This is a genomic window from Mesorhizobium sp. M0938 (assembly GCF_040319125.1).
Classification (GTDB): domain Bacteria; phylum Pseudomonadota; class Alphaproteobacteria; order Rhizobiales; family Rhizobiaceae; genus Mesorhizobium; species Mesorhizobium robiniae.
In genome coordinates this window covers 254,176-274,401 of record NZ_JAMYNS010000003.1, presented here as the reverse complement: position 1 = coordinate 274,401, position 20,226 = coordinate 254,176, and the positions used below count along the sequence as shown (strand labels likewise).

Here is a 20,226-nt window from a genome sequence, read left to right as displayed (position 1 = left end):
ACGTCGAATATTCGCGGGCCGGAGAGTAAAGTGAACAATATGCCTCCAGCGGCCGAGATCGAAATCCCATGAGAGTCCTCGTTGTCGGCGCCACCGGCCTGATCGGCGCTTCGGTCTGCGCCCGCCTCGTTTCCGAAGGCCATGAGGTGGTCGGCATCGTCCGCAGCCCTCGGGACAATGGAGCTCGCGGCTACCAATCATTGGTGCTGGACATGGCGACCGCGCTACGCCCTGAAGATTGGCTGCCGCATCTCACCGGCATCGATGCCGTCGTGAATTGTGCCGGCGTTCTGCAGGATAGTCCCCGCGAAGACACCGGGCAGGTTCATCGCGATGCGGCGGCGGCTCTTTTTCTCGCCTGCGCGCGGGCCGGCGTTGCCAAGGTGATCCACTTCTCTGCAATGGGTGTGGATCGCGCACAGCCTTCGTCGTTCTCGGCGACGAAACATGCCGGCGATCAGGCTCTGATGGCGCTTGATCTGGACTGGATTATCCTTCGCCCTTCCGTGGTGCTCGGCCGGCCTGTGTTTGGGGCCAGCGCGTTGTTTCGCGGTCTGGCCTCGCTGCCGGTCCTGCCGTCGATGCCCGATACCGGCCGGCTGCAGGTTGTGCAGCTCGAGGATGTGGTCTCGACGGTGCTCTTCTTTCTCGATCCCGGCAGTCGGTCCCGTATTGCGCTGGAACTTGCCGGCCCCGAACAGCTGACCATGGACGAGATCGTCGGCACTTTCCGCGGTTGGCTCGGCTGGGCTCCAGCATCGAGACTTGTCTTGCCGGGATGGGTTGCGCGGCTTCTTTACCGCCTCGGCGATCTTGCCGCGATGCTCGGCTGGCGGCCTCCAATGCGCAGCAACGCCGCCAGGGAGATCACACGAGGGGCGATCGGAGATCCCTCGGACTGGATTTCCTTGACCGGCATACAGCCACAAAGCCTGGCGCAGTTCCTCGCGCTCAATCCCGCAACCGTGCAGGAAAAATGGTTTGCCGGGCTTTATTTCGCCAAACCTGCGATCTTCGTCGTCCTGCCCTTCTTCTGGATCATGACGGGGATTGTGTCGCTGACCACTGGCTTCGGCAACGGCATCGGCCTCATGCAAAGCACCGGGGCCGGAATGTTGTCGGCGCCGACCGTAGTCGCCGGCGCTCTCGCCGACATCGTTGTCGGCGCGCTCATAGCCTGGCGGCCAACGGCGCGAAAAGGCCTCTACGCTGGTATTGCGCTCTCGCTGTTTTATCTGATCCTGGGCACCTTCCTGCGCCCGGACCTTTGGAACGAACCGCTTGGGCCATTCTTGAAGGTCTTGCCGATCATCGTCCTGCACTTTGTTGCCTTGGCAATACTGGAGGAGCGCTGATGCTTTATTTCGTGCTGAAGTACCTGCATGTCATCGGTGCCAGTGTGCTGCTTGGCACCGGCGCCGGCATCGCCTTCTTCATGCTTCTCGCCCACAGGACCGGCAATGCGGCAACGATTGCGGCCGTGGCGCGCATCGTGGTAATCGCCGATTTCCTCTTCACGGCAACCGCGGTTGTGGCGCAGCCGATAACCGGCGTCGCGCTTGCCTGGCAGGTCGGTTACCCGCTCTCCGAAGGCTGGATCGCGCTCTCGATCGCACTCTACATCGTCACCGGCGTTTTCTGGCTGCCGGTGGTATGGATGCAGATGGAGATGCGCAATCTGGCATCCGCAGCCGCTAAAGCGGGCACCCCGCTGCCGGCCCGGTATATCAGGCTTTTCTGGCTGTGGTTCGCCTTTGGCTTTCCCGCCTTTGCTGCCGTCCTCGGGATCTTCTGGCTGATGATCGCGCGGCCGGCGATCGAGTGGTAGCGCTTGCCGCGACAGCCCCGTGCGGCTTCGATTTTCGGCGCCGGAACATCTTTCCCACGAGTGCGTTCGACGCGGATGGATCAAGCCGTACGCAAACGCCGACATTCAGCCTCATCCTGGACTGACGCGGATGTCCTCATCGTTGGTGGCGGGCCTGCCGGATTGGCGGCCGCGATCTATCTCGGCAGGTTCCGCCATCGGGTCGTCGTGGTGGACGCGAATGAGGCGCGCGCCATGCTGATTGCGGAAAGCCGCAACTGTCCGGGATTTCCGGAAGGGATCAGCGGCGCCGATCTTCTGCACCGGCTTCGTGCGCAGGCCGACAAATACGGAGCGACACTGGTGGAGGGTCAGGTGTCATCGATCGAGCCGACCGTAGGCGGGTTTGGCGCCGAGACAAACGCAGGGCGGATCGGCGCCCGCAAGATTTTCCTGGCGACGGGTATTGTCGACCTTGTACCTGCTATTCCGGACCTGCGCGAGGCCATTGCCAGAGGCAGCGTACGCCTATGCCCGGTTTGCGACGGCTACGAAGTCATTGATCATCGGGTCGCCGTCATCGGGGAGGAGGCGAAGGCACTGCGGGAGGCCATGTTCCTCAAGCAGTATACGCAGCACGTCACAATGCTGGCTCGCTATCTTCCGGATTTTTCGGCCAGAACACGGCGCGTGGCGATGGAAGGAAATATTGCCATTTGCGATGCCTTCGAAAGGTTTGTTCCTGCCGGCAGCGGCTACGATGCCCTCCTCGGGGATGGCGCGGTGCGCCATTTTGACGTCATCTATCCGGCGATGGGTTGTCGGGTGCGTTCCGAGCTCGCGCTGGCAATGGGTGTCAAATGCTGCGACGACGGCTACGTCGTCGTCGACAAGCATCAGCGAACCTCGGTCGATGGGGTGTATGCGATCGGCGACCTCGTCAAGGCCTTGAACCAGATCGCTGTCGCTTTCGGCCAGGCTGCGATAGCCGCAACAGATGCTCACAACGACTTGGCCCTCGGGTACGAATAAGCTCCGGAAGCATGTCTTGCTAGCGCAGCATGGCTGCCATCACGAAGATCGTGGCCGCCACGAGAACGACCGCGGCAATCACCAACACCGGCCAGTTCTTGCCAGGCTGAAGATCAGGCTCGCCTTCCAGCGGCCGCATAGCATCGGCGAAACTCGCTTCGTTCGTGAACTCTGGCCGTCCCCGTGGACGAGCCTCAATGACAGGGTTTGGCGCATCTGCCGCTTCTGCATCGGTCTCTTCAGGTGCGGCCGCGGGGTCGAATCCCGGGTTTTTGTCCTGCGTCGCCTGAATATCGCCTCTCGCTTTGGCGGGCGTCTGATCTCGTTGTGCGGCCATCATCGTCTCCCTGGCAACCAAACTTCAATCTGCCTCAGCGGTTCCAGTCTGCGCCCGAATTGCTGAACACCGACATGATCCGGCCACTCCGGAACAGACGCAGCCTTTCGCAGTTGTGTTGGATCACTGCCTGGTGAGTTGGCTATGCCGCCTGCACTCGAGCAACTGGCTCAATCCGTGAAACAGCGACGAGCGATCTTGTTCGTCGGAGCGGGGGTGTCGATGAGCGTCGGCCTGCCATCCTGGGAGAAGCTCATCGAGCATATGGAGGATGAACTCGGCCTCGACCGCGCTGCGGCCGATATGCCTGAACCCAGCTATCAGGCTCTTGCCGAATACTACCGGCTAAAGCATGGCAGTATCGGCTCCTTGCGCAGCTGGATGGATCGCGAATGGAGCGTCTCGCGGAAAAAAGTGAAAGGATCCGCGATCCACGAGCTGATCGTGTCACTCGATTTCCCGATCATCTACACCACCAACTATGATCGAAATCTTGAGGTTGCGTTCGAAGTCCACGACCGGCCGTTCGTAAAAGTGGCCAACGCCAAGGACATCGCCAAAGTGAACGGCGAGGCTACCCAGATCATCAAATACCACGGGGATTTCGATGACGATGCATCGCTGGTTCTGGCCGAGTCCGACTATTTCGAGCGGCTATCGTTCGATTCGCCGCTGGATGTGAAGTTTCGCGCCGACGCGCTGGGGCGCACCATCCTGTTCATCGGCTACAGCATGTCCGATATGAACATCCGGCTGTTGCTGTATCGGCTTTGGGAAACCTGGCGCCGGTCCGGCTACGAAAAGAACCGTCCGAAATCTTTCGTCTTCATGCCGCAACCGAGCGTCGTCCAGGAAGCCGTCCTCGGACGCTGGGGCATCGACATGCTGACCGAGGAGGCCGACCGGCCGGAGGAGGCTCTGGTGACATTCCTGAGCAAGCTCAAGGACAGGATAGACCACGCCTAGAGCATGCACCGAGCTTGAAGCCGAATGGTCGGTGGCAAGTTCGGAACATTGTCGACCGCTGCGGCGTTCATAGCCGGAAGGGACGCTGTTTGCGGAGGCCTATGATGGGCCACTTCGATATGATCGATCTCGTTTCCGTCATCGATGCCTGCACCACCGGCCGCGCCGCAGGGCGATTGGTGTCGATGGCCAAAGCCGTGGAAGAGTTGCGGGTGCTGACCGGTGATTTCATTTCGCCGGACGAAACCGTGGCCAATGCTTTGTCGCCGGTGGCGCTGGAGCGCGGCTGCGCGGTCCTGTTCGACGAGCAGCCGGGCGCCGACATCCTGCACACGCCATGGCAAGAGGCCTGACTGGCGGAAGACGCCTGAGTGTTGCCGTGCCGGCGGGCGCGGCATCCGTTTGACGGCACGGTGCCGCGCGCGTTGCATATGGCGTCCGTCCGGAGCGCCAGCGGCGGTTGGAACCCGGACCGTCACAGGAATGTTTAACCGCCGCAGGAGACAATTGGAGAGACGCTATGACTGAAGACGAGACCCGTTATGAACATGGCGCGACCAAGTACCCGGCCAAGAAAGATGCGGACGCGTCTGATCAATTCTCCCAAGAGGCGGCCGGCAACAAGAAGCCTGCCGGCGGGATGGGCCTGACACGGTCAAGAAACGAGGTGGAGGACAAAACCCATCAGTCCGAAGGGCAGAACCGGCCCGGGCAGTCCACCCCCAGTGCCGCGACAGAAATGACGTCCGGCGCCGGTCCGTCGATCGCCGAGCGTTCCAAGGATGCCAAGGCCCCGAAGAGCGGCCGCCAGCTAGGCGCCTACGTCAAGGAGTGACCGGCCAGGGGACTTGCAGGTCAAACGGCCTGGTCGGCGGGCAGGCCGACCCTATTAGCCCATCATCGTCTTCAGCGGCTCCCGAGCGAGGTTTGCTTCGATCTCCTTGCGGCCCGGCGTTTCCCGCAGCGCTGTGCGCATGTTCTTGCGATATTCATCCGGCATGCGCGGCGGCAGCATGGGTTCATACGCGTCGACGACCGCCTCTATGATCACCGGACCTTCCGCGGCAAAGGCGGCGTCGAGGACCCCATCGACGTCCTCCGGCCTGGTGACGCTGTAGCCGATGCCTCCCATGGCCTCTGCGGCCAGGGCGAAATCGATCGGCTGGAGTTCGCAGGCAAATTGCGGATTGCCGAGGAACATCATTTGCTCCCAGGCGATCTGGTTGAGCATGTTGTTCTTGATCACCAGAAGCTTGAGCGGAATCTTGTAACGCACGGCGGTGGAAAATTCGCCAAGCTGCATAGCCAGCCCGCCGTCGCCGACCACCGCGAAAACCGGCCGGCCCGGGAAGGCGATCCCACCGGCAATCGCATAGGGCAGCCCGCAGGCCATCGATGCCAGCGAGCCGGAGACGGCGAAATCCTGTCCTGCCTTGATATCGATATGACGGGCGGCAAGTTCTGTATTCTGACCAGAATCGGTAGCGAGGATGGCGTTCGCAGGCATTCGATCGCCGAATGCCTTGACGATGCGTTGCGGCTTGAGCGGCACATCGTCCCTGCTTTCCGCCTCCGCCATCATCTTGCGCCAACGTTGCTCGCTCTGCTGCGCGTTCTCGAGAAAGGATCTGTCCTGCTTTGGCTTCAGCCTTTCGTTGAGCAATTGCAAGGTGATGGCCGCATCGCCGACCAGACCGGCCTCGACGGGATGGCGAAGGCCAATGCGCTGCGCATTGCAGTCGATCTGCACTCCGCGCGCCTTGCCCGGCTTGGGATAGTATTCGATGTAGGGAAAGGTCGAGCCTACGATCAGCAGCGCCTCGCATTCCTCCATGATCTCCTGCGAAGCCAGCGTGCCCAATATTCCTATTCCGCCCATGACGTGCGGGTGATCGTCCGGCAGGACGGCTTTGCCGAGCAAGGCCTTGGCAACGGGTGCGGCGAGGAGTTCCGCCGTCCTCTCGAGCTCGGCCTTCGCATTAAGCGCACCGCGCCCGGCGAGGATTGCTACTTTCGAGGCGGTGTTGAGGATGTCCGCTGCAAGAGCGAGCTGGGCGTCGTCGGGTCGCTTGTCCCCTTCGAACCACCGCTCAGGCGTATGTTTTGGAAGATTGCGCAGCGAGCGCTTTGCCGCCGTCTGTTCCTGCACGTCGCTGGCTATCGAAAGATGCGAAACGCCGCGTCCCGCAAGCGCCGAACGACAGGCCAGGCCGGCGACGTTTTCCATATGGGCTGCGTCGCTCACTTGCGTGTTGAAGACGGTGACGTCGTTGAAGACGCGGGTGAGATCGACATCCTGCTGGGTGAACGTCTCGATCAGGTCGTGAAACTGCATGCCGGTTATGGCAAGGACCGGCGCCTGGTCGAGCTTTGCGTCATAGAGGCCGGTGAGCAGGTGCGTGCCTCCTGGCCCTGAGGTGGCGAGACAGACACCGAGCTTGCCGGTCCATTTGGCATAGGCTGTCGCCATGAAAGCCGCGGATTCCTCGTGCCGCACCTGTACGAAGCGGATCTTGTCCTGCCTTGTGCGCAGCGCCTCCATGATGCCGTTTATGCCGTCCCCCGGCAGGCCGAAGATCACGCGTACGTCCCAGGCGATCAGTGTGTCGACAAGGATCTCGGCAGTGTTGGGCATGGTTGCCTCCTGTGCGTCTGGTGGATTTATCCCCTGCAGCTTTGCGCGCTCGCTGCGGCGTCGGGCGTCAGTGGTGGAAATCAGCGATCGGTTGCCGAACGACTGAGATAGCCTGATGTTCCATCGGAACGGCGGCGTTGCGAACCGCGCAGCGGAAGCCGATCGGAAATGGCCCGTCAATGGCTACTCGCAGTCTTGTAGGGTAGCGCCGAAACAAAAAACCCGCCTTGGCGGCGGGTCGGCGCAAATCAGCACCATGAATAAATTCCTAGCATAACTGCCGTCACCTGTCAAGTTGAAACCACGGATCGCGAACTCGCAACGGAATGACAAAGTCGCCAGCGATTTGGCCAATCGCAAACATTGGCGATTGGCGGCAGAACCCAGGAACGGTTTCGGCGCCTTCTCGGTTGTGAGGAAAAGGAGATGGTCCATGTTTGAGAACAGCATGTGGTTGCTCGTCGTTGCAGGCGGTCCGCTGATACTGGCAATCCTGATCGCCTACGCACTCGTTACGCGACGCCGCCGCGGTCCCGCAGAACGCAGGGAGAGTGAACGGGCGACTGAGCGCTTGTATCGCGAAGAGAAAGACTGAGATGAGCGAAGGACGGCTTATTCGACCGCCATTTCGGAACGATCCCGCCGCCCTGCCATTATCGCCATAGGACAGGCCCAGCTCGTGGAGAGCACGATGGCTTCGGCACGGCCTGCAATCACCGGGAATCCGACGATTGCCGCCAGCGATCTGGGCATCAATCGAAGCGAGGCATCTTGGAGGAACCAATGGCTGGACGCAGGACTCATGAACAGCAAATGCGCATCATTGAAAAGCGAGAGAACACGAAGGGCGCCGATAAGGATTTCGACGCAGAGGCGGACCTGAAGCGATCGGCAGCGGAACGTGAAGCGTTGCGCAAGGGATCGGAAATCAGGTCCGACACACCCGACCTTGTCGATCCTGACGACCGCAACATCCTTCGCGGAAAAAATCAGGAGAGCGTTCATCACAAGAACCGCCCCGACGACTGACCCCGAGGACCGTCCGGACGGTTAGTCACTGCGTCGTCCCACACGAATTGGAGAAAGCCCATGGCAAAAGGTAGCAAAAAGCACATCGGAGCGGGTTCACAGGGGAAGGGTTCTGGTACAGGCGCCATGACCACGACCCCAAAGGATAAGATCGGGGAAAACCAAGTCCTGTCCAACCGCGACAAGGCGCAACATACCAAGGAACGCGGTCTGGATTCCAAGCAGGTCGCGACCGACCAACGCCAGGACCACGCCGCCAATCGTTTGCGGGACTGACAGCCACTCGCCGTATGGCGCGGTCGCCTGCCCTCCAGGGGAGGCTCATCCGGCATTGCCGATGCGGCTTTACCCGGCAACACCGCGACCGACGAAAACCTATTCGCGATGACAGAAACAAGTGACAGCGAGAGCGGGCAGCAACTCCTGCAGATGATGACGACAGAGCATTTCGTGCTGCAAACCGCCCGGGCAGCCACGATTCAGGAGGCGAACCAGCGCGCCAATCTGTTCCTGACCTCCGTATCGAGCGCGACGATTGCTCTCGCCTTCGTCGCTCAGGTGACGAAAATGGGCCAGCCATTCGTGCTGTTCAGCCTGATCCTGCTGCCATGCCTCTACTTCGTCGGACTGGTCACCTTTGTCAGGGCCGTGCAGGTGGCAATTGAGGATATGGTCCACGCACGCGGCATGGCGCGGATCAGGCACTACTATACCGAGCTGGCGCCATCCATGGCGCGATATCTTGTCCATTCGACGCATGACAACCAGCTTGCCTTGCTTGCTGATGTCGGTCTCAAGCCTACCTCTTGGCAGTCGTTCACCAGCACCGCCGGCATGGTCAATGTCGTCAACGGTGCGATCGCCGGCGTCTTTGCCGGTGTGATGACCAATGCGGTCCTTGGGTCGACGATCAGCCTCGCCGTGGTCGTCGGAATGCTGGCCTTTGCGGTGAGCAATGGTTGCCTTTGGCAATATCACATGCGCAACTGGGCCGCCGCGGAGCACAAATTGCGCGTGTTATTTCCGAGTGCGCCGCCGCCGTCGTGAGGCGTATCTATCCGATACCTTGCATCTGCGGGATTTCGGCAATCTGTCGAAATCGGCCATTTTCCACCACGTTGAGCGCCGTGACGGCGGCCAGGTTGTCGCCTTTTTCGTCCCACTGCACCGGATCGCTATAAGCAATGCCCTGGAAATGGAGCTTCCGCATCGCAATCAGAACGTCGCGGCGGCTCGGATTTCCCTTGGATTCGGTGATCGCGTCCTTGATTGCGGTGATCAGCACACGGGCTGAATCGTAGGAATTCACGGCATAGTTGCCGATCGGTCCAAACAGCGCCGCGTAGCGGGCGGCGAAATCGCTCGAACCCGCGACCTTGCCCAGTTCGGGCGTAGCGGATAGCACAAGAACGCCTTCACCCAATGTCGCGGTTTCTCCTGCAGGCTCAAGGAAATTCACCGCGTCCCAGCAGCCGTCACCGCTGGCAAAGAGCTGGTCGAGACCTGCACGGCGCATTGCTCGCAGGATGAACGCACCCTCGAAACTGCCGCCGTAGAACAAGAGGTCGAAATCGGCCCGCAGGGACGCGACTACGGGCTCAAAATCGCGGCTCCCTTCGCGAACCGTTCGCCGCTCCGCGATGCGTCCTCCAAGCGACAGGAATGCCCGCGAGAACGCGCTGCCCATGCTGTGGCCATACATGGTTTCGGTTTCGACCAGGACGGCGCGGCGCTTGCCCATGACGTCGTAGAGATGACGGGCAATGGCTGCTCCGGTCTGGTCGTCGCGGTTGGTAAAGCGGAAGACGTTCGGCAGCGCGCGCTCGGTGAGCGCCGTGTCGGAAGCGATCGGCGTGATCATCGCGAGGTCGTGGGCGGCATAGGTCTCCGCCGCAGCGATGGTGACATTGCTGTTGTAGTGGCCAACGACGCCAAGCAGATCCGGCTGGCTGCAAAACTCGTCCGCGACTTGCCGTCCGGTCTCGACCTTGCCCTGATCGTCCGCGGCCTCAAGCAAGATGGGAAGCCCCGCAATGTCCGCGATCTGCTCCTCGACCGCGAGTTCGATCGCCTGCTTCATTTCGGCGCCAAGCGCTGCCGCACTTCCCGACAATGGAGCGCCGATCGCGATCCGGATCGCTTCCGACATCGAAATGGTCCTTGCTGCCGCCGAGCTGTTTGTCTGCACCGAACTGCGCTCGCGCCCATCGGTTCCTTCCCGAACCGGAAAAGTGATGAATTCGACGGCATCAGGCTTTCTTGAGGGTCGAAGACAAGCGATCTTGCTCGCGAGCCTTGGGCGCGCGACGAAACGCAGCTGGAACAATCGATACCCTGATGCGTTCGGCTGTTTTACATCTGCCGGGGTTCCCTGATGGCACCACGTCCCTTCTGGAAGGGCTATCTGAAGCTTTCGCTGGTGACCTGTCCGGTCGCGATGACGCCCGCTACCACCGAGAGCGAAAAGGTCCGGTTTCATACGCTCAATCGCAAGAGCGGGCATCGGGTCGTCAGCCAATACGTCGATGCCGTCAGCAGCAAGCCCGTTGCTGAAGACGACGAGGTGAAGGGGTACCAGCGCGGCGAGGACGAATACGTGCTGCTCGAGGACGACGAGCTCGACGCGGTTGCGCTTGAGAGCACCCGTACGATCGACATCGACATGTTCGTCGATGCGGACAGCATCGGCTGGATCTGGTACGACAAGCCCCATTACCTCACCCCTGACGACCCGGTCGGGGAGGAGGCATTCTCCGTCATTCGCGACGCCATGCAGTCGACAGGGACGGTCGGAATATCGCGACTGGTCATGTATCGCCGCGAGCGCGCCGTCATGCTCGAACCCCGAGGCAAGGGCATTGTGTTGTGGACACTGCGCTATGGTGACGAGGTTCGCGATCCCGAGGATTATTTCGGCAAGATCGACGACGCCAAACCCGACCCGAAAATGATGGACATGGTCTCGACGCTGATTGATGAGCGAACCAGGCAGTGGGATCCCGCCATGACCGGAGATCCCGTCCAGGCGCGGCTGCTGGAGATCATTGCCTCGAAGAAGAAGGGCAAGAAACGGCCGGCCAAGGCGAAGGCCAAGCCCGAGCAACCGCCCAGCAACGTGATCAACATCATGGATGCGCTGCGCAAGAGCATCGGCTCGGAGGCCGGAAAGCGAAAATAGGCGCACGGAGTTGCTCGGGAGGACAAAGGCAGCACAATGAAGGTCATCCCTCGCGACGGCGGCTTCCCTCTGCCGCTCGATACGCCTCCGATGGAAGCCAAGGCGGCCGATACGATTCCCGAAGGAGATGGATGGCAATACGAGCGCAAATGGGATGGCTTTCGCTGCCTGGCATTCCGGCACGGTGACGCGGTGGAGTTGCGCGCAAAGTCAGGCAAGCCGCTCGGACGCTATTTTCCCGAACTCGTCGCGACATTGAAGGAACTGCCGTCGCGCCGTTTTGTCGTCGACGGTGAAATCGTCATCTCGGTCGACGGCAAGTTTTCGTTCGACGCGCTCCAGATGCGGCTTCATCCCGCCGAGAGCAGGATCCGCAAGCTGTCCGCCGAAACCCCGGCTCGCATCGTCCTGTTCGACATGCTCTGCGATGAGCACGGAACCGTTTGGTTGGCGCGGACGCTGAAAAAACGGCGAGCGATCCTTGAGGCTTTCGTCGCTTCGGCTAACCGCAGGAGCATCGTGCTTTCGCACTGTACGCGCGATGTGAAGGAAGCCCGCTCCTGGTTAGGGGATGCCGGACATGGCGCGACAGACGGCGTGGTCGCCAAGCGGCTGGACGGTCCGTACCAACCGGGGGTGCGCGCGATGGTGAAGGTAAAGCGGTTGCGGTCGGCCGATTGCGTGGTCGGCGGCTTTCGCTATCTCAGCAACAGCCCGCAGGTCGGCTCTCTGTTGCTGGGTCTGTACAACCAGGCCGGCAAGCTCGACCACGTCGGCTTCACCTCGACCATTGCCAAGGACGACAGGGCCGAACTTACCCGCAAACTCGAAGCGATGCGCGAGCCACCCGGCTTCACCGGAAAGGCGCCGGGCGGGCCGAGCCGCTGGAGCACCGAGCGCAGCGGCGAATGGGAACCGGTCCGTCCCGAATTGGTGGTCGAAGTGCGCTTCGATCACGTTACCGGCGACCGTTTCCGGCATGGCACCAAACTCCTGCGCTGGCGGCCCGACAAGGCGCCGGAACAATGCACGTTTGAGCAGATCGCCTGATTGCCCTGATGCATGCCCTTCGTAAGGCAGGCCTCAAGCCGCTTTCTTGCGCCGGCTTCCCGGTTCTTCGATCGGCGCTGCGGCCGCGCGGAAATCCTGCCAGGGATCCGACGACGAGGCAAGCCGGGTCGGTGTGTTCTCGACGGTAAAATAGGCCGGTCCGATGCCGGGACCGAGCTCGTCCCAGGAAAGCGGCATCGACACCGCCGCGCCCGGTCGTGCTCTTGTCGAATAGGGTGCGACTGCGGTCGCACCGCGCTGGTTGCGCAGATAGTCGACGAGGATTTTCCCGCGTCGTTTTGACTTGGTGATGGTCGAGACGTAGCGGCTGGGGCTGTCCGAGGCCATGGCGTCGGCAATCGCCTTGGTGAAGGCCTTTACGACAGGCCATTCCGCTTTCGGCTTCAATGGCGCCACGACGTGCAGACCCTTGCCGCCCGAGGTCTTGATGAACGGGACAAGCCCTACATCCTTCAGCCGGTCGCGGGTCTCGACGGCGGCTTCGATCACCGCCTCCCAGGTAACGCCCTCGCCGGGATCGAGGTCCATGATGATCGTGTCCGGACGCTCCCAATCGCTCACCGTCGAACCCCAGGGGTGGATCTCCAGCGCCGCCGACTGGACAAGACCGATCAGCCCATCGAGGTCGTTGATGCTAATCAGCCGCTCGTCGGGCGGGTCCTTGGGATCGTGGACCAGTACGATGTTTGGGTTGAGACCCTTCCAGGCATGCTTCTGGAAAAACTGCTCGCCCGAAATGCCGTTTGGGCATCGCACCAACGCCAGTGCCCGGCCGACGATGTAGGGCGATGCATAGCGCCAGACTTCGGCATAATAGTCGGCGAGACCCTCCTTGGTCACGCCCTGGTCCGGCCAATAGAGCCGGTCGGGGTGGGTGAGCTTGACAGTCCGGCGCTGAGGTTTGGGTGCTGCCTTGATCGCCTTGGGCGTCTCGCGGACGATCTCTTTCGCCGGCTTGTCCTCGCGCAATCCGCGGAACGACGCGTGGCGCAGATTGCCGTCGGCGGTCCAGGCCCGAAACTCGATTTCGGCGACCAGTTCCGGCTTGACATAGCGGGCCTGCCGCGCCTCGTCAGCCGTCAGCCGCTCGTCGAACGGACTTGACGGAATGCGTATCCGCTCGAGCTTCTTGAACAGGTCCTGGGCGACGGCTGCCGTGTAGCCGGTGCCGACGCGTCCGACGTGATGAAGCTTGCCGTCGTCATAGACACCCAGGACGAGCGAACCGATCGCATTGCGCGAGGTTGTCGAGGGGACATAGCCGGCCACGACGAATTCCTGCCGCGCCGAGCATTTCGATTTCACCCAGTTCTTGCTGCGGCCCGCGCGGTAAGGCGCATCGCGAAGCTTGGAGACGATACCTTCCAGGCTTAGCCGGCAGGCGTGTTGCAGGACCAGAGCGCCGTTCTCCTCAAAATGTCCGCTGTAGCTGATAATGCCATTATCGCTGCCGATGATTTTTTCCAGCAACTCCTTGCGCTTGACCAACGCCACGTCGCGCAGGTCGTACCCGTCGAGATGAAGCAGGTCGAAAACGTAAAACCGAAAGCGATCGCTGCGGCCCTCGCTGAGATCGGCTTGCAGGGCGGAAAAATCTGATGCGCCGGAGGAGGTCTCGACCACGAGTTCACCATCGATCAGCGCCGTTCCGACAGGGATATCGGCCAGCGCCGAAATGACCGCTTTGCCGAATTTTTTCGTCCAATCGAGACCGCTCCGCGTCAACAGTTTGACGCGGCCGGCTTCGATCCTGGCCTGCAGCCGGTAGCCGTCGAATTTGATCTCGTGCAGCCAGCGTTCTCCGGACGGCGCTGACGGGACCAGGGTCGCCAGCGTCGGCTCGACGAAATCGGCAAGCGCTGCCTTCTTGGCACCCTTGATCTTTGATGGTTCCGGAACGCCAACGGTGGCGGGCTGCTCTTCCGGGGGAGCGGCCCTCGTGCGGCCGCCGCGGCGTTTGCCGATGCGCCCCGTCTTCGACGACCAGCCGGGCGCTTCGCCGGCGACATCCTCGATCTTGCGGCCGGTGGCGACGGACTCCGGCCGTTCGTCCAGAATGTCAGGATCGCCTTCGGTGCGTGCGGCGTCATCGTCGCCCTTGATCAGCAGCCAGTTCTCGCGCTTCTCCCGCGGCTTTCCGGCCATCCGCACAAGATGCCAGCGGCCGCCAAGCTTCTCGCCGTGAAGTTCGAAATCGAGATGGCCTTTCGCATAGCCGCGATGCGCGTCGCCGATCGGCGCCCAGGTGCCTCTGTCCCACAGGATAACGGTGCCGCCGCCATATTCGCCCTTCGGGATGGTGCCTTCGAAACCGCCATATTCCAAGGGATGATCCTCGACATGAACGGCAAGGCGCTTCTCGCCGGGGATCAGGCTCGGCCCTTTGGTGACGGCCCAGCTCTTCAGGACGCCGTCCATTTCCAAACGAAAATCATAGTGGAGCCGCGTCGCATCATGCTTCTGTATGACGAAGCTGTTCCCCGTCCTCGGCGCCCTGCGGCCCTGCGGCTCCGGGGTGACCGAAAAATCGCGCTTCTTGCGGTAGGTTTCGAGCGCCATCGGTCAGCCGGCCTTCCGACGCGGCGCCGTCTGCTTCGCCTTCGCGTGGCGCGCCGGCTTTGACTTTGCCGCTGGTTTTCTTGTCGAGGGCTGCTTGCCGCCAACGCCGGCGCTTTGGCGCAGCGCATCCATAAGATCGACGACCTTCTCCCGCTTGGGCTGCTTCGGAATCGCGATCTTCTTGCCTTCGAGCTTCGCCTTCACAAGTTCGGCCAGGGCCGCCTCATATCGGTCGTCGAATTTGGTCGGATCGAATTTGCCCTTCTTGGTCTTGATGATGTGTTCGGCCAGTTCGAGCATCTCGCCCTTGATCTTCATGTCGGGCACGTTGTCGAAGGCCTCTTCCGCCGAGCGCACCTCGTAGTCGAAATTCAGCGTCGTTGCGACCAGCCCTTCATCATAGGCCCGGATGAGCAGGGTCCGGACGCGCCGGAATAGGACGGTCTGGGCGATCGCAGCGACTTTCTTCCTGCGCATGCCTTCGCGGATCAGCCCAAATGCTTCTTCCGCGTGTTTGTCCGGCGGGGCCAGGTAATACGGCTTGTCGAAATACACGTCGTCGACATCGGAACAGCCGATGAAGGCCGAGACCGACAGCGTCTTGTCGCTCTCGGGGACCGCGGCTGCGACCTCATCGGGTTCGAGCACGACGTAGTCGCCCGAGCTGATCTCATAGCCTTTGACCTGATCGTCCTTCTCGACGGGTTTGCCGCTATCGCTGTCGACGAACGCGCGATGCACCCTATGGCCGGTGGCGCGGTTTATCGTGTGGAAGGCGATCCGCTCTGAAGTCGAGGCAGCCGTATAGAGTGCCACCGGGCAGCTGAGTTCTCCAATTTTCAGGAAGCCCTTCCAGTTTGCTCTCGGCGCCAAGACAACAGCCTCACTGTCACAAGCGTTTGCACTGGAAATGCAACGTGGCGGCGCGCAGATTTGTTCCTTGGCTCCTTCACGGCGATGAGAAGGTCCTCGGCCAACCCAGATAACCATTCCGCTGCAACCAAATTCACGACCCGCCGTTGTCGAGCAGGAAGGAGCGGTTGGCATGACGAAATTGCGGTTGACGAGATTGTCGTTTTTGTCGGTTCTGCTGGCGGCTTTTGCTTTAGCGGGCTGCAGCAACGAGGCGGAACCGATACAGGGCAGCACCAGCAGCTCTGAACCGACACAGAGCAACACAAATACCGTCGAGCAAAGTCCCGAGGTTGACAAGGATCCTACGCCCAAGTCGTCGACGGGCGGCGATCAACCCGGTACGCCGCCGGAGCAATGAAGGAGCGGTCGACCGACCGGTTCTAACGCAAGCCATCGCTTTTCGGATGCACTGCCTACGACGGGGCACTCACCCCGACTGGCTCTGCTCGACTAGGCGGTATTGATACCGATCTCGGATGAACGCGTTGAAGAACCGGCCTTTTGATGTGGCTTTGCGGAATGCGGCATAGGTCTGCGGCGGCACGTCATAGTACTCGTAGCGATATCCGCTTGGGACAAACCATACGGAGAGGGTTCTCGTCGCCGGATCGTAATTCATGCTTTGGATAGCGGTTGAAGGCATTCGCGACACTCGACCCCAATGCTCGACGCGTTTGTACAAATAACCCGCTCTGGCAAGCCGGGTTCCATCTAGCCGGTTCCATCTAGCGCAAGATAAGAGGCGAGGGTCCGGCCGGCTCCGCGCCTCCAAGGCCTTGCCGTCGCCGGCCAGCTTCACCAATTAGGGTTGATGCCATCGCTCAAAACCAAGCAGCCGGAAGCCGCCGGCCAAGGCGACCTGTTTGGCGCGCCCGATTTTCGTGCGCCAGATTTTCATGCCCTAGATGGTCTGCCGGAGGGATTTCACTATCTGCCAGAGCTGATCACCGTCGAGGAAGAAGCTGAGCTGGTCCGGCAGCTCGACAATCTCGCCTTCCAGCCCTTTGATTTTCACGGCCATCTCGCAAACCGGCGCGTCGCCGGTTTTGGCCTGCGCTACGATTTCGACCAGCGCAAAGTCGTCGAGGCGCCGGCGATCCCAGCTTTTCTGATGCCGCTCAGGAAGAAGGTGGCGGCATTTGCGCGGCTTCCCGTCGACGCTTTCGTGCAGGTTTTGATCAACGAGTACCGACCTGGCGCCGGTATCGGCTGGCATCGCGACAAGCCGCATTTCGATGCCGTAGCCGGCGTTTCCCTGCTTGACCCATGCAGCTTTCGGCTCCGCCGGAAGAACGGCACGAAATGGGACCGCGAGACCATCATCGTCGAGCCAAGGTCGGCTTATCTGATGACGGGTCCGGCGCGTACCGAATGGGAGCACAGCATCCCTCCGGTTGCCGCGCACCGCTATTCGATCACCCTGCGCACCCTGCGGCCGAACGGCCGCCTCGATCAGAAGCGATAGTTCAATGACCAGAATCGAGACCGGCTCCTGTTTTTGCGGTTCCATAACGGCTAAGATGCATGGCGACCCGTTCTGGATTTGCTCCGATCACGACGACGATTGCCGCAAGGCCATAGGAAGCCCGCTGACGGTCTGGGTCGGATATCGACCGGCCCAGTTCAGATTGCTGACCGGCACGCCGAAGACGTTCTCAAGAACCCCAGGCGTGTTGCGCACCTTCTGCGCCGATTGCGGGACATCCATAGCCTATCTCGACCAGGGGCTTCCCGAAGAACTTTATGTGACGATCGGCTTCTTCGACCACCCCGAACGATTTGCGCCGCAGGCTCACGCCTATTGGGACATGAAGCTGCCGTGGGTGGAATTTCGTGACGATCTGCCGCGTGTGGAGAGATATTCGAGGCGGCGCGATCCGGCGGTCGGAAATCCAGCCGAGCGGTAACCGGCAAACGCCGCCGATGGAACCCGAATGGCCCTAATCTCGTCAGCGAATCTACCTGATAACCGCTACACTGATTGCCAAGCGGGCCTGGCACCAGCATCGGCAGCTCGAAACGGACATCATCGCTTCTTCACCCCGCTTTCGATACCTATCTGTTGAGCGCAAGGCATAGATCGGCAACAGGCGGCAAGATTTGGCACAACGATCGGGAAGCGCAGACCTCCCACTTCACGGTGGACGCGTGCCGAAATGGCTCGGCGATCGCATGACGCGCCTTGGCGCGGTCATGTGCGAGGCGATCATCCACCACTACGGTCGCGAGGAGCTGCTGCGCCGGTTGGCGCATCCGTTCTGGTTCCAGTCGTTTGGCGCCGTCATGGGAATGGACTGGCATTCCTCCGGCATCACCACCAGCGTCATCGGCGCCCTGAAACGCGGTTTGGCTCCGCTCTCCGGGGAGCTCGGCATTCACGTGTGCGGCGGCCGCGGGGTGCATTCACGCAAGACCCCGCACGAACTTGCCGTCATCGGCGAGCGCGTCGGCTTCGACGGAACAGGCCTGGCGACGGCCAGCCGGCTCGTCGCCAAGGTTGACAGCGCCGCCGTTCAGGACGGCTTCGATCTCTATCTGCATGGCTTCATCGTGACCGATGACGGCGACTGGGTCGTGGTGCAGCAGGGCATGAACGGCGACAGCAAAGTGGCGCGCCGCTATCACTGGCTGTCGGAAGGCCTGAAGAGCTTTGTCGACCAGCCGCATGCCGCCATCGAGGGCGCCAACCAGGGCGAGATCGTCAACCTGACCGACCGCCGCGCCGACGCGTCGCACAAGGGACAGCTGGAGCTGCTGCAAGACCTCGGACCGGATCGCATCCTGAGGGAATTCGCCGCGCTGGAACCCGGCCCGGCTCCGGAGCAGGCGCCGCAACAGCAGATGCTGCCGCACCTGATCATGCCGGCGCACCACGACGTTCGCGAAAGCGATGTCGTCATGCGCCGTCTTCATGGGAACATGGCGGCGGCTGCCGAACGTGGCCCGGCCGATTTTTCCGAACTTCTTCTGGTCCCCGGCGTCGGTGCGCGCACGGTGCGGGCGCTGGCGCTGGTGGCCGAGGTTTTGCATGGCGCGCCGTGCCGTTTTTCCGATCCCGGTCGTTTCTCGCTGGCGCATGGCGGCAAGGACAGGCATCCATTTCCTGTGCCGCTGAAGGTCTATGACGAGACGATCGGCGTGCTGAAATCCGCCGTCCATAAGGCCAGGCTCGGCCGCGACGAAGAAATCGGTGCCTTGAAGCGGCTGGACGACCAATCACGGCAGGTCGAACGCTACGTCACCGGCCCCAGCCTGAAGGAAATCGTTGCCGGGGAGTTCGATCAGTCGCATCTGCTCGGCGGTCGCAGCGTATTCGGCTGGGAAGCCGCACCCGAGACCGCGCCCGAGAAATCAAACAACAAAGGACGGACCTGAGTTTCAGCGCTGGTCCGCATTTGGATCTCAAGCGTCCAGGTCGATCAAGGCGATGCCGAGTTCCGGACGCTTCCTGCGGCGCATATGCCCAGGCGCTTCCACCAATGTGACTTCGAGTGTCGGCCGAACGATGCCGTCGAGCAGATGTCCGCCCCGCGTGGTGCCATCGCGCAAGCCGAGCACCGCGTGGACGTGAAGGCTGGGCTTGCCGTCGTCGCCGATCGCGACATCGCCGATCGCGCTGAGCACCTCGCACTGTTCCTGGACGGGGATTTTCCGATAGGTTTTTTGGTTGAAGTCGAACCAACCGACGGTCGCCCTTTCGAAGGCGCCGAGCGCGGTCAGCGAGGCGCCGCCAATGTCCTGATCGACCGCGAAAGAGGTAAGCGCCGCGAATGCTTCTTCGCCGGGATCAAGCACCACCACGAACGTCCTTTGTCCGGCGCTTTCGGCGACAAGCTGCGATTTCATGATTTCACTCCAGACGCCATATCGGCTTTTGGTTGTCGTCTTTTCGTCGATCGAGTGTGAACGAAAAGACGGCTGGAGAGTTCCGAATGCCAATTCGAGGCGGGCGATGGGATTGCGCGTCTGGAGGAGAAACGATCACAGGCGCGTGAGAGACAGGGAACCTTGCCTCCAGCGGATGGTTTGGCCCGCTTGAGACGCAGCCAGCCTGGAGCCAGCCATGTCCGATGCCAAATCCCCCAGCAAACCCACACTGCCCGTCCTCAGCCGACGCGGCTTCATGACCGGATCCGTTTCGGCGGCCGCAGCTGCGCCGTTGCTGGCGAAGTCGGTGAAAGCGGCCGAACAATCAACCGCAAGTTCGGCCGGGCCGCGCGATCTATCGATGATTTCGATGCGCATCAACAGGCAAGCCTACAATCTCGCCCTCGACAATCGCACGAGCCTGCTTGACGCGCTGCGCGATCAGGTCGGCCTGACGGGCACAAAGAAGGGTTGTGACCACGGCCAGTGCGGGGCTTGCACGGTGCTTGTCGAGGGCAAGCGTGTGCTTTCCTGCATGAGTTTCGCCGTCATGAACCAGGACCGGGAAGTCACCACCGTGGAAGGGATCGCTTCCATGGATGGGAGTCTGCACCCGATGCAGCAGGCTTTCATCGACAACGATGCTTTCCAGTGCGGCTACTGCACGCCAGGCCAGATCATGTCAGCCATCGGCTGCGTCAACGAGGGCCACGCCGGTTCGGAAGACGACATCCGCGAATATATGAGCGGCAATCTGTGCCGGTGCGCCGCCTATCCGAACATTGTCGCGGCCATCGTCCAGGCGCGAGACGAGACCAGGAGGGCTTGAG

Annotated in this window: 24 protein-coding genes; 17 read left to right on the top strand and 7 right to left on the bottom strand. The window is 61.5% G+C overall.

Annotation, left to right across the window (positions count from 1 at the left end):
• Positions 1–68: 68 nt before the first annotated feature.
• The 3 genes from NKH73_RS06590 to NKH73_RS06580 all read left to right on the top strand — a co-directional run bounded on the left by NKH73_RS06590 (position 69) and on the right by NKH73_RS06580 (position 2,839).
• Entirely contained in the window at positions 69–1,355 is a 1,287-nt protein-coding gene (locus NKH73_RS06590) for an SDR family oxidoreductase (RefSeq protein WP_352929266.1), read from the top strand.
• The gene (locus NKH73_RS06585; protein WP_352929263.1) at positions 1,355–1,828 is read left to right on the top strand and encodes a DUF2269 family protein; all 474 of its coding nucleotides are present in this window, start codon (positions 1,355–1,357) and stop codon (positions 1,826–1,828) included. The genes NKH73_RS06590 and NKH73_RS06585 overlap by 1 nt, the downstream gene beginning before the upstream one ends.
• A gap of 75 nt (positions 1,829–1,903) precedes the next feature.
• A complete protein-coding gene (locus tag NKH73_RS06580) occupies positions 1,904–2,839 on the top strand; it encodes an NAD(P)/FAD-dependent oxidoreductase (RefSeq protein WP_352929260.1) in 936 nt (311 codons plus the stop codon).
• A 19-nt stretch (positions 2,840–2,858) separates the two neighbouring features.
• Here NKH73_RS06580 and NKH73_RS06575 read toward each other — a convergent pair whose 3' ends face one another.
• Entirely contained in the window at positions 2,859–3,176 is a 318-nt protein-coding gene (locus NKH73_RS06575) for a hypothetical protein (RefSeq protein WP_352929257.1), read from the bottom strand.
• 144 nt (positions 3,177–3,320) lie between these two features.
• On the opposite strand from NKH73_RS06575, the gene NKH73_RS06570 reads away from it, so the two are divergent.
• The 3 genes from NKH73_RS06570 to NKH73_RS06560 all read left to right on the top strand — a co-directional run bounded on the left by NKH73_RS06570 (position 3,321) and on the right by NKH73_RS06560 (position 4,977).
• Positions 3,321–4,142, top strand: coding sequence for an SIR2 family NAD-dependent protein deacylase (locus tag NKH73_RS06570; RefSeq protein ID WP_352929254.1), 822 nt, complete (start codon positions 3,321–3,323; stop codon positions 4,140–4,142).
• Positions 4,143–4,246: 104 nt separating this feature from the next.
• Positions 4,247–4,495, top strand: a complete 249-nt coding sequence (locus tag NKH73_RS06565) for a hypothetical protein (RefSeq protein ID WP_352929252.1) — start codon at positions 4,247–4,249, stop codon at positions 4,493–4,495.
• A gap of 167 nt (positions 4,496–4,662) precedes the next feature.
• Complete coding sequence (locus tag NKH73_RS06560) at positions 4,663–4,977, top strand: hypothetical protein (RefSeq protein WP_352929250.1); 315 nt, start codon at positions 4,663–4,665, stop codon at positions 4,975–4,977.
• Between the two features lie 54 nt (positions 4,978–5,031).
• On the opposite strand, the gene NKH73_RS06555 is transcribed toward NKH73_RS06560, so the two are convergent.
• Positions 5,032–6,777 carry a thiamine pyrophosphate-dependent enzyme gene (locus tag NKH73_RS06555; RefSeq protein WP_352929247.1) on the bottom strand — a complete coding sequence of 582 codons (1,746 nt, stop codon included), beginning with the start codon at positions 6,775–6,777 and terminating at the stop codon, positions 5,032–5,034.
• 433 nt (positions 6,778–7,210) lie between these two features.
• Here NKH73_RS06555 and NKH73_RS06550 point away from each other — a divergent pair, with 433 nt between their 5' ends.
• From NKH73_RS06550 to NKH73_RS06535, 4 genes are all read left to right on the top strand, one after another.
• A complete protein-coding gene (locus NKH73_RS06550) occupies positions 7,211–7,372 on the top strand; it encodes a hypothetical protein (protein WP_352929245.1) in 162 nt (53 codons plus the stop codon).
• Positions 7,373–7,560: 188 nt separating this feature from the next.
• On the top strand, positions 7,561–7,806 hold the full coding sequence (locus NKH73_RS06545; RefSeq protein ID WP_352929243.1) for a hypothetical protein: 246 nt from the start codon (positions 7,561–7,563) through the stop codon (positions 7,804–7,806).
• Positions 7,807–7,866: 60 nt separating this feature from the next.
• Complete coding sequence (locus NKH73_RS06540) at positions 7,867–8,082, top strand: hypothetical protein (RefSeq protein ID WP_352929241.1); 216 nt, start codon at positions 7,867–7,869, stop codon at positions 8,080–8,082.
• A gap of 108 nt (positions 8,083–8,190) precedes the next feature.
• Positions 8,191–8,853: a hypothetical protein gene (locus NKH73_RS06535; RefSeq protein WP_352929239.1), complete on the top strand. Its 663-nt coding sequence runs from the start codon at positions 8,191–8,193 to the stop codon at positions 8,851–8,853.
• Between the two features lie 7 nt (positions 8,854–8,860).
• Here NKH73_RS06535 and NKH73_RS06530 read toward each other — a convergent pair whose 3' ends face one another.
• A complete protein-coding gene (locus NKH73_RS06530) occupies positions 8,861–9,955 on the bottom strand; it encodes a branched-chain amino acid ABC transporter substrate-binding protein (protein ID WP_352929236.1) in 1,095 nt (364 codons plus the stop codon).
• Between the two features lie 225 nt (positions 9,956–10,180).
• On the opposite strand from NKH73_RS06530, the gene ku (NKH73_RS06525) reads away from it, so the two are divergent.
• Together ku (NKH73_RS06525) and NKH73_RS06520 are read left to right on the top strand one after the other, a co-directional pair.
• Positions 10,181–10,984, top strand: coding sequence for a non-homologous end joining protein Ku (ku, locus tag NKH73_RS06525; protein ID WP_352929234.1), 804 nt, complete (start codon positions 10,181–10,183; stop codon positions 10,982–10,984).
• Positions 10,985–11,020: 36 nt separating this feature from the next.
• Positions 11,021–12,034, top strand: a complete 1,014-nt coding sequence (locus NKH73_RS06520; RefSeq protein ID WP_352929231.1) for an ATP-dependent DNA ligase — start codon at positions 11,021–11,023, stop codon at positions 12,032–12,034.
• Between the two features lie 33 nt (positions 12,035–12,067).
• Here the strand turns inward: NKH73_RS06520 and ligD are convergent, their stop codons facing one another.
• Together ligD and ku (NKH73_RS06510) are read right to left on the bottom strand one after the other, a co-directional pair.
• Positions 12,068–14,614, bottom strand: a complete 2,547-nt coding sequence (gene ligD, locus NKH73_RS06515; protein ID WP_352929228.1) for a DNA ligase D — start codon at positions 14,612–14,614, stop codon at positions 12,068–12,070.
• Between the two features lie 3 nt (positions 14,615–14,617).
• Positions 14,618–15,487, bottom strand: a complete 870-nt coding sequence (gene ku, locus NKH73_RS06510) for a non-homologous end joining protein Ku (RefSeq protein ID WP_352929225.1) — start codon at positions 15,485–15,487, stop codon at positions 14,618–14,620.
• Between the two features lie 172 nt (positions 15,488–15,659).
• Here ku (NKH73_RS06510) and NKH73_RS06505 point away from each other — a divergent pair, with 172 nt between their 5' ends.
• Positions 15,660–15,887 carry a hypothetical protein gene (locus NKH73_RS06505; protein WP_352929222.1) on the top strand — a complete coding sequence of 76 codons (228 nt, stop codon included), beginning with the start codon at positions 15,660–15,662 and terminating at the stop codon, positions 15,885–15,887.
• 69 nt (positions 15,888–15,956) lie between these two features.
• Here NKH73_RS06505 and NKH73_RS06500 read toward each other — a convergent pair whose 3' ends face one another.
• Positions 15,957–16,172, bottom strand: a complete 216-nt coding sequence (locus tag NKH73_RS06500) for a KTSC domain-containing protein (RefSeq protein WP_352929219.1) — start codon at positions 16,170–16,172, stop codon at positions 15,957–15,959.
• Positions 16,173–16,340: 168 nt separating this feature from the next.
• On the opposite strand from NKH73_RS06500, the gene NKH73_RS06495 reads away from it, so the two are divergent.
• The 3 genes from NKH73_RS06495 to NKH73_RS06485 all read left to right on the top strand — a co-directional run bounded on the left by NKH73_RS06495 (position 16,341) and on the right by NKH73_RS06485 (position 18,904).
• A complete protein-coding gene (locus NKH73_RS06495; RefSeq protein WP_352929217.1) occupies positions 16,341–16,994 on the top strand; it encodes an alpha-ketoglutarate-dependent dioxygenase AlkB in 654 nt (217 codons plus the stop codon).
• Positions 16,995–16,998: 4 nt separating this feature from the next.
• Positions 16,999–17,436 (top strand): GFA family protein, encoded by a 438-nt coding sequence (locus NKH73_RS06490; RefSeq protein WP_352929214.1) that lies wholly within the window; start codon positions 16,999–17,001, stop codon positions 17,434–17,436.
• Positions 17,437–17,629: 193 nt separating this feature from the next.
• Positions 17,630–18,904, top strand: a complete 1,275-nt coding sequence (locus NKH73_RS06485) for a DUF763 domain-containing protein (RefSeq protein WP_352929212.1) — start codon at positions 17,630–17,632, stop codon at positions 18,902–18,904.
• 27 nt (positions 18,905–18,931) lie between these two features.
• On the opposite strand, the gene NKH73_RS06480 is transcribed toward NKH73_RS06485, so the two are convergent.
• Positions 18,932–19,375, bottom strand: a complete 444-nt coding sequence (locus NKH73_RS06480; protein ID WP_352929210.1) for a PPC domain-containing DNA-binding protein — start codon at positions 19,373–19,375, stop codon at positions 18,932–18,934.
• 217 nt (positions 19,376–19,592) lie between these two features.
• Between NKH73_RS06480 and NKH73_RS06475 the strand changes: the two genes are divergently transcribed.
• A complete protein-coding gene (locus NKH73_RS06475; RefSeq protein ID WP_352929208.1) occupies positions 19,593–20,225 on the top strand; it encodes a (2Fe-2S)-binding protein in 633 nt (210 codons plus the stop codon).
• Position 20,226 lies beyond the last annotated feature (1 nt).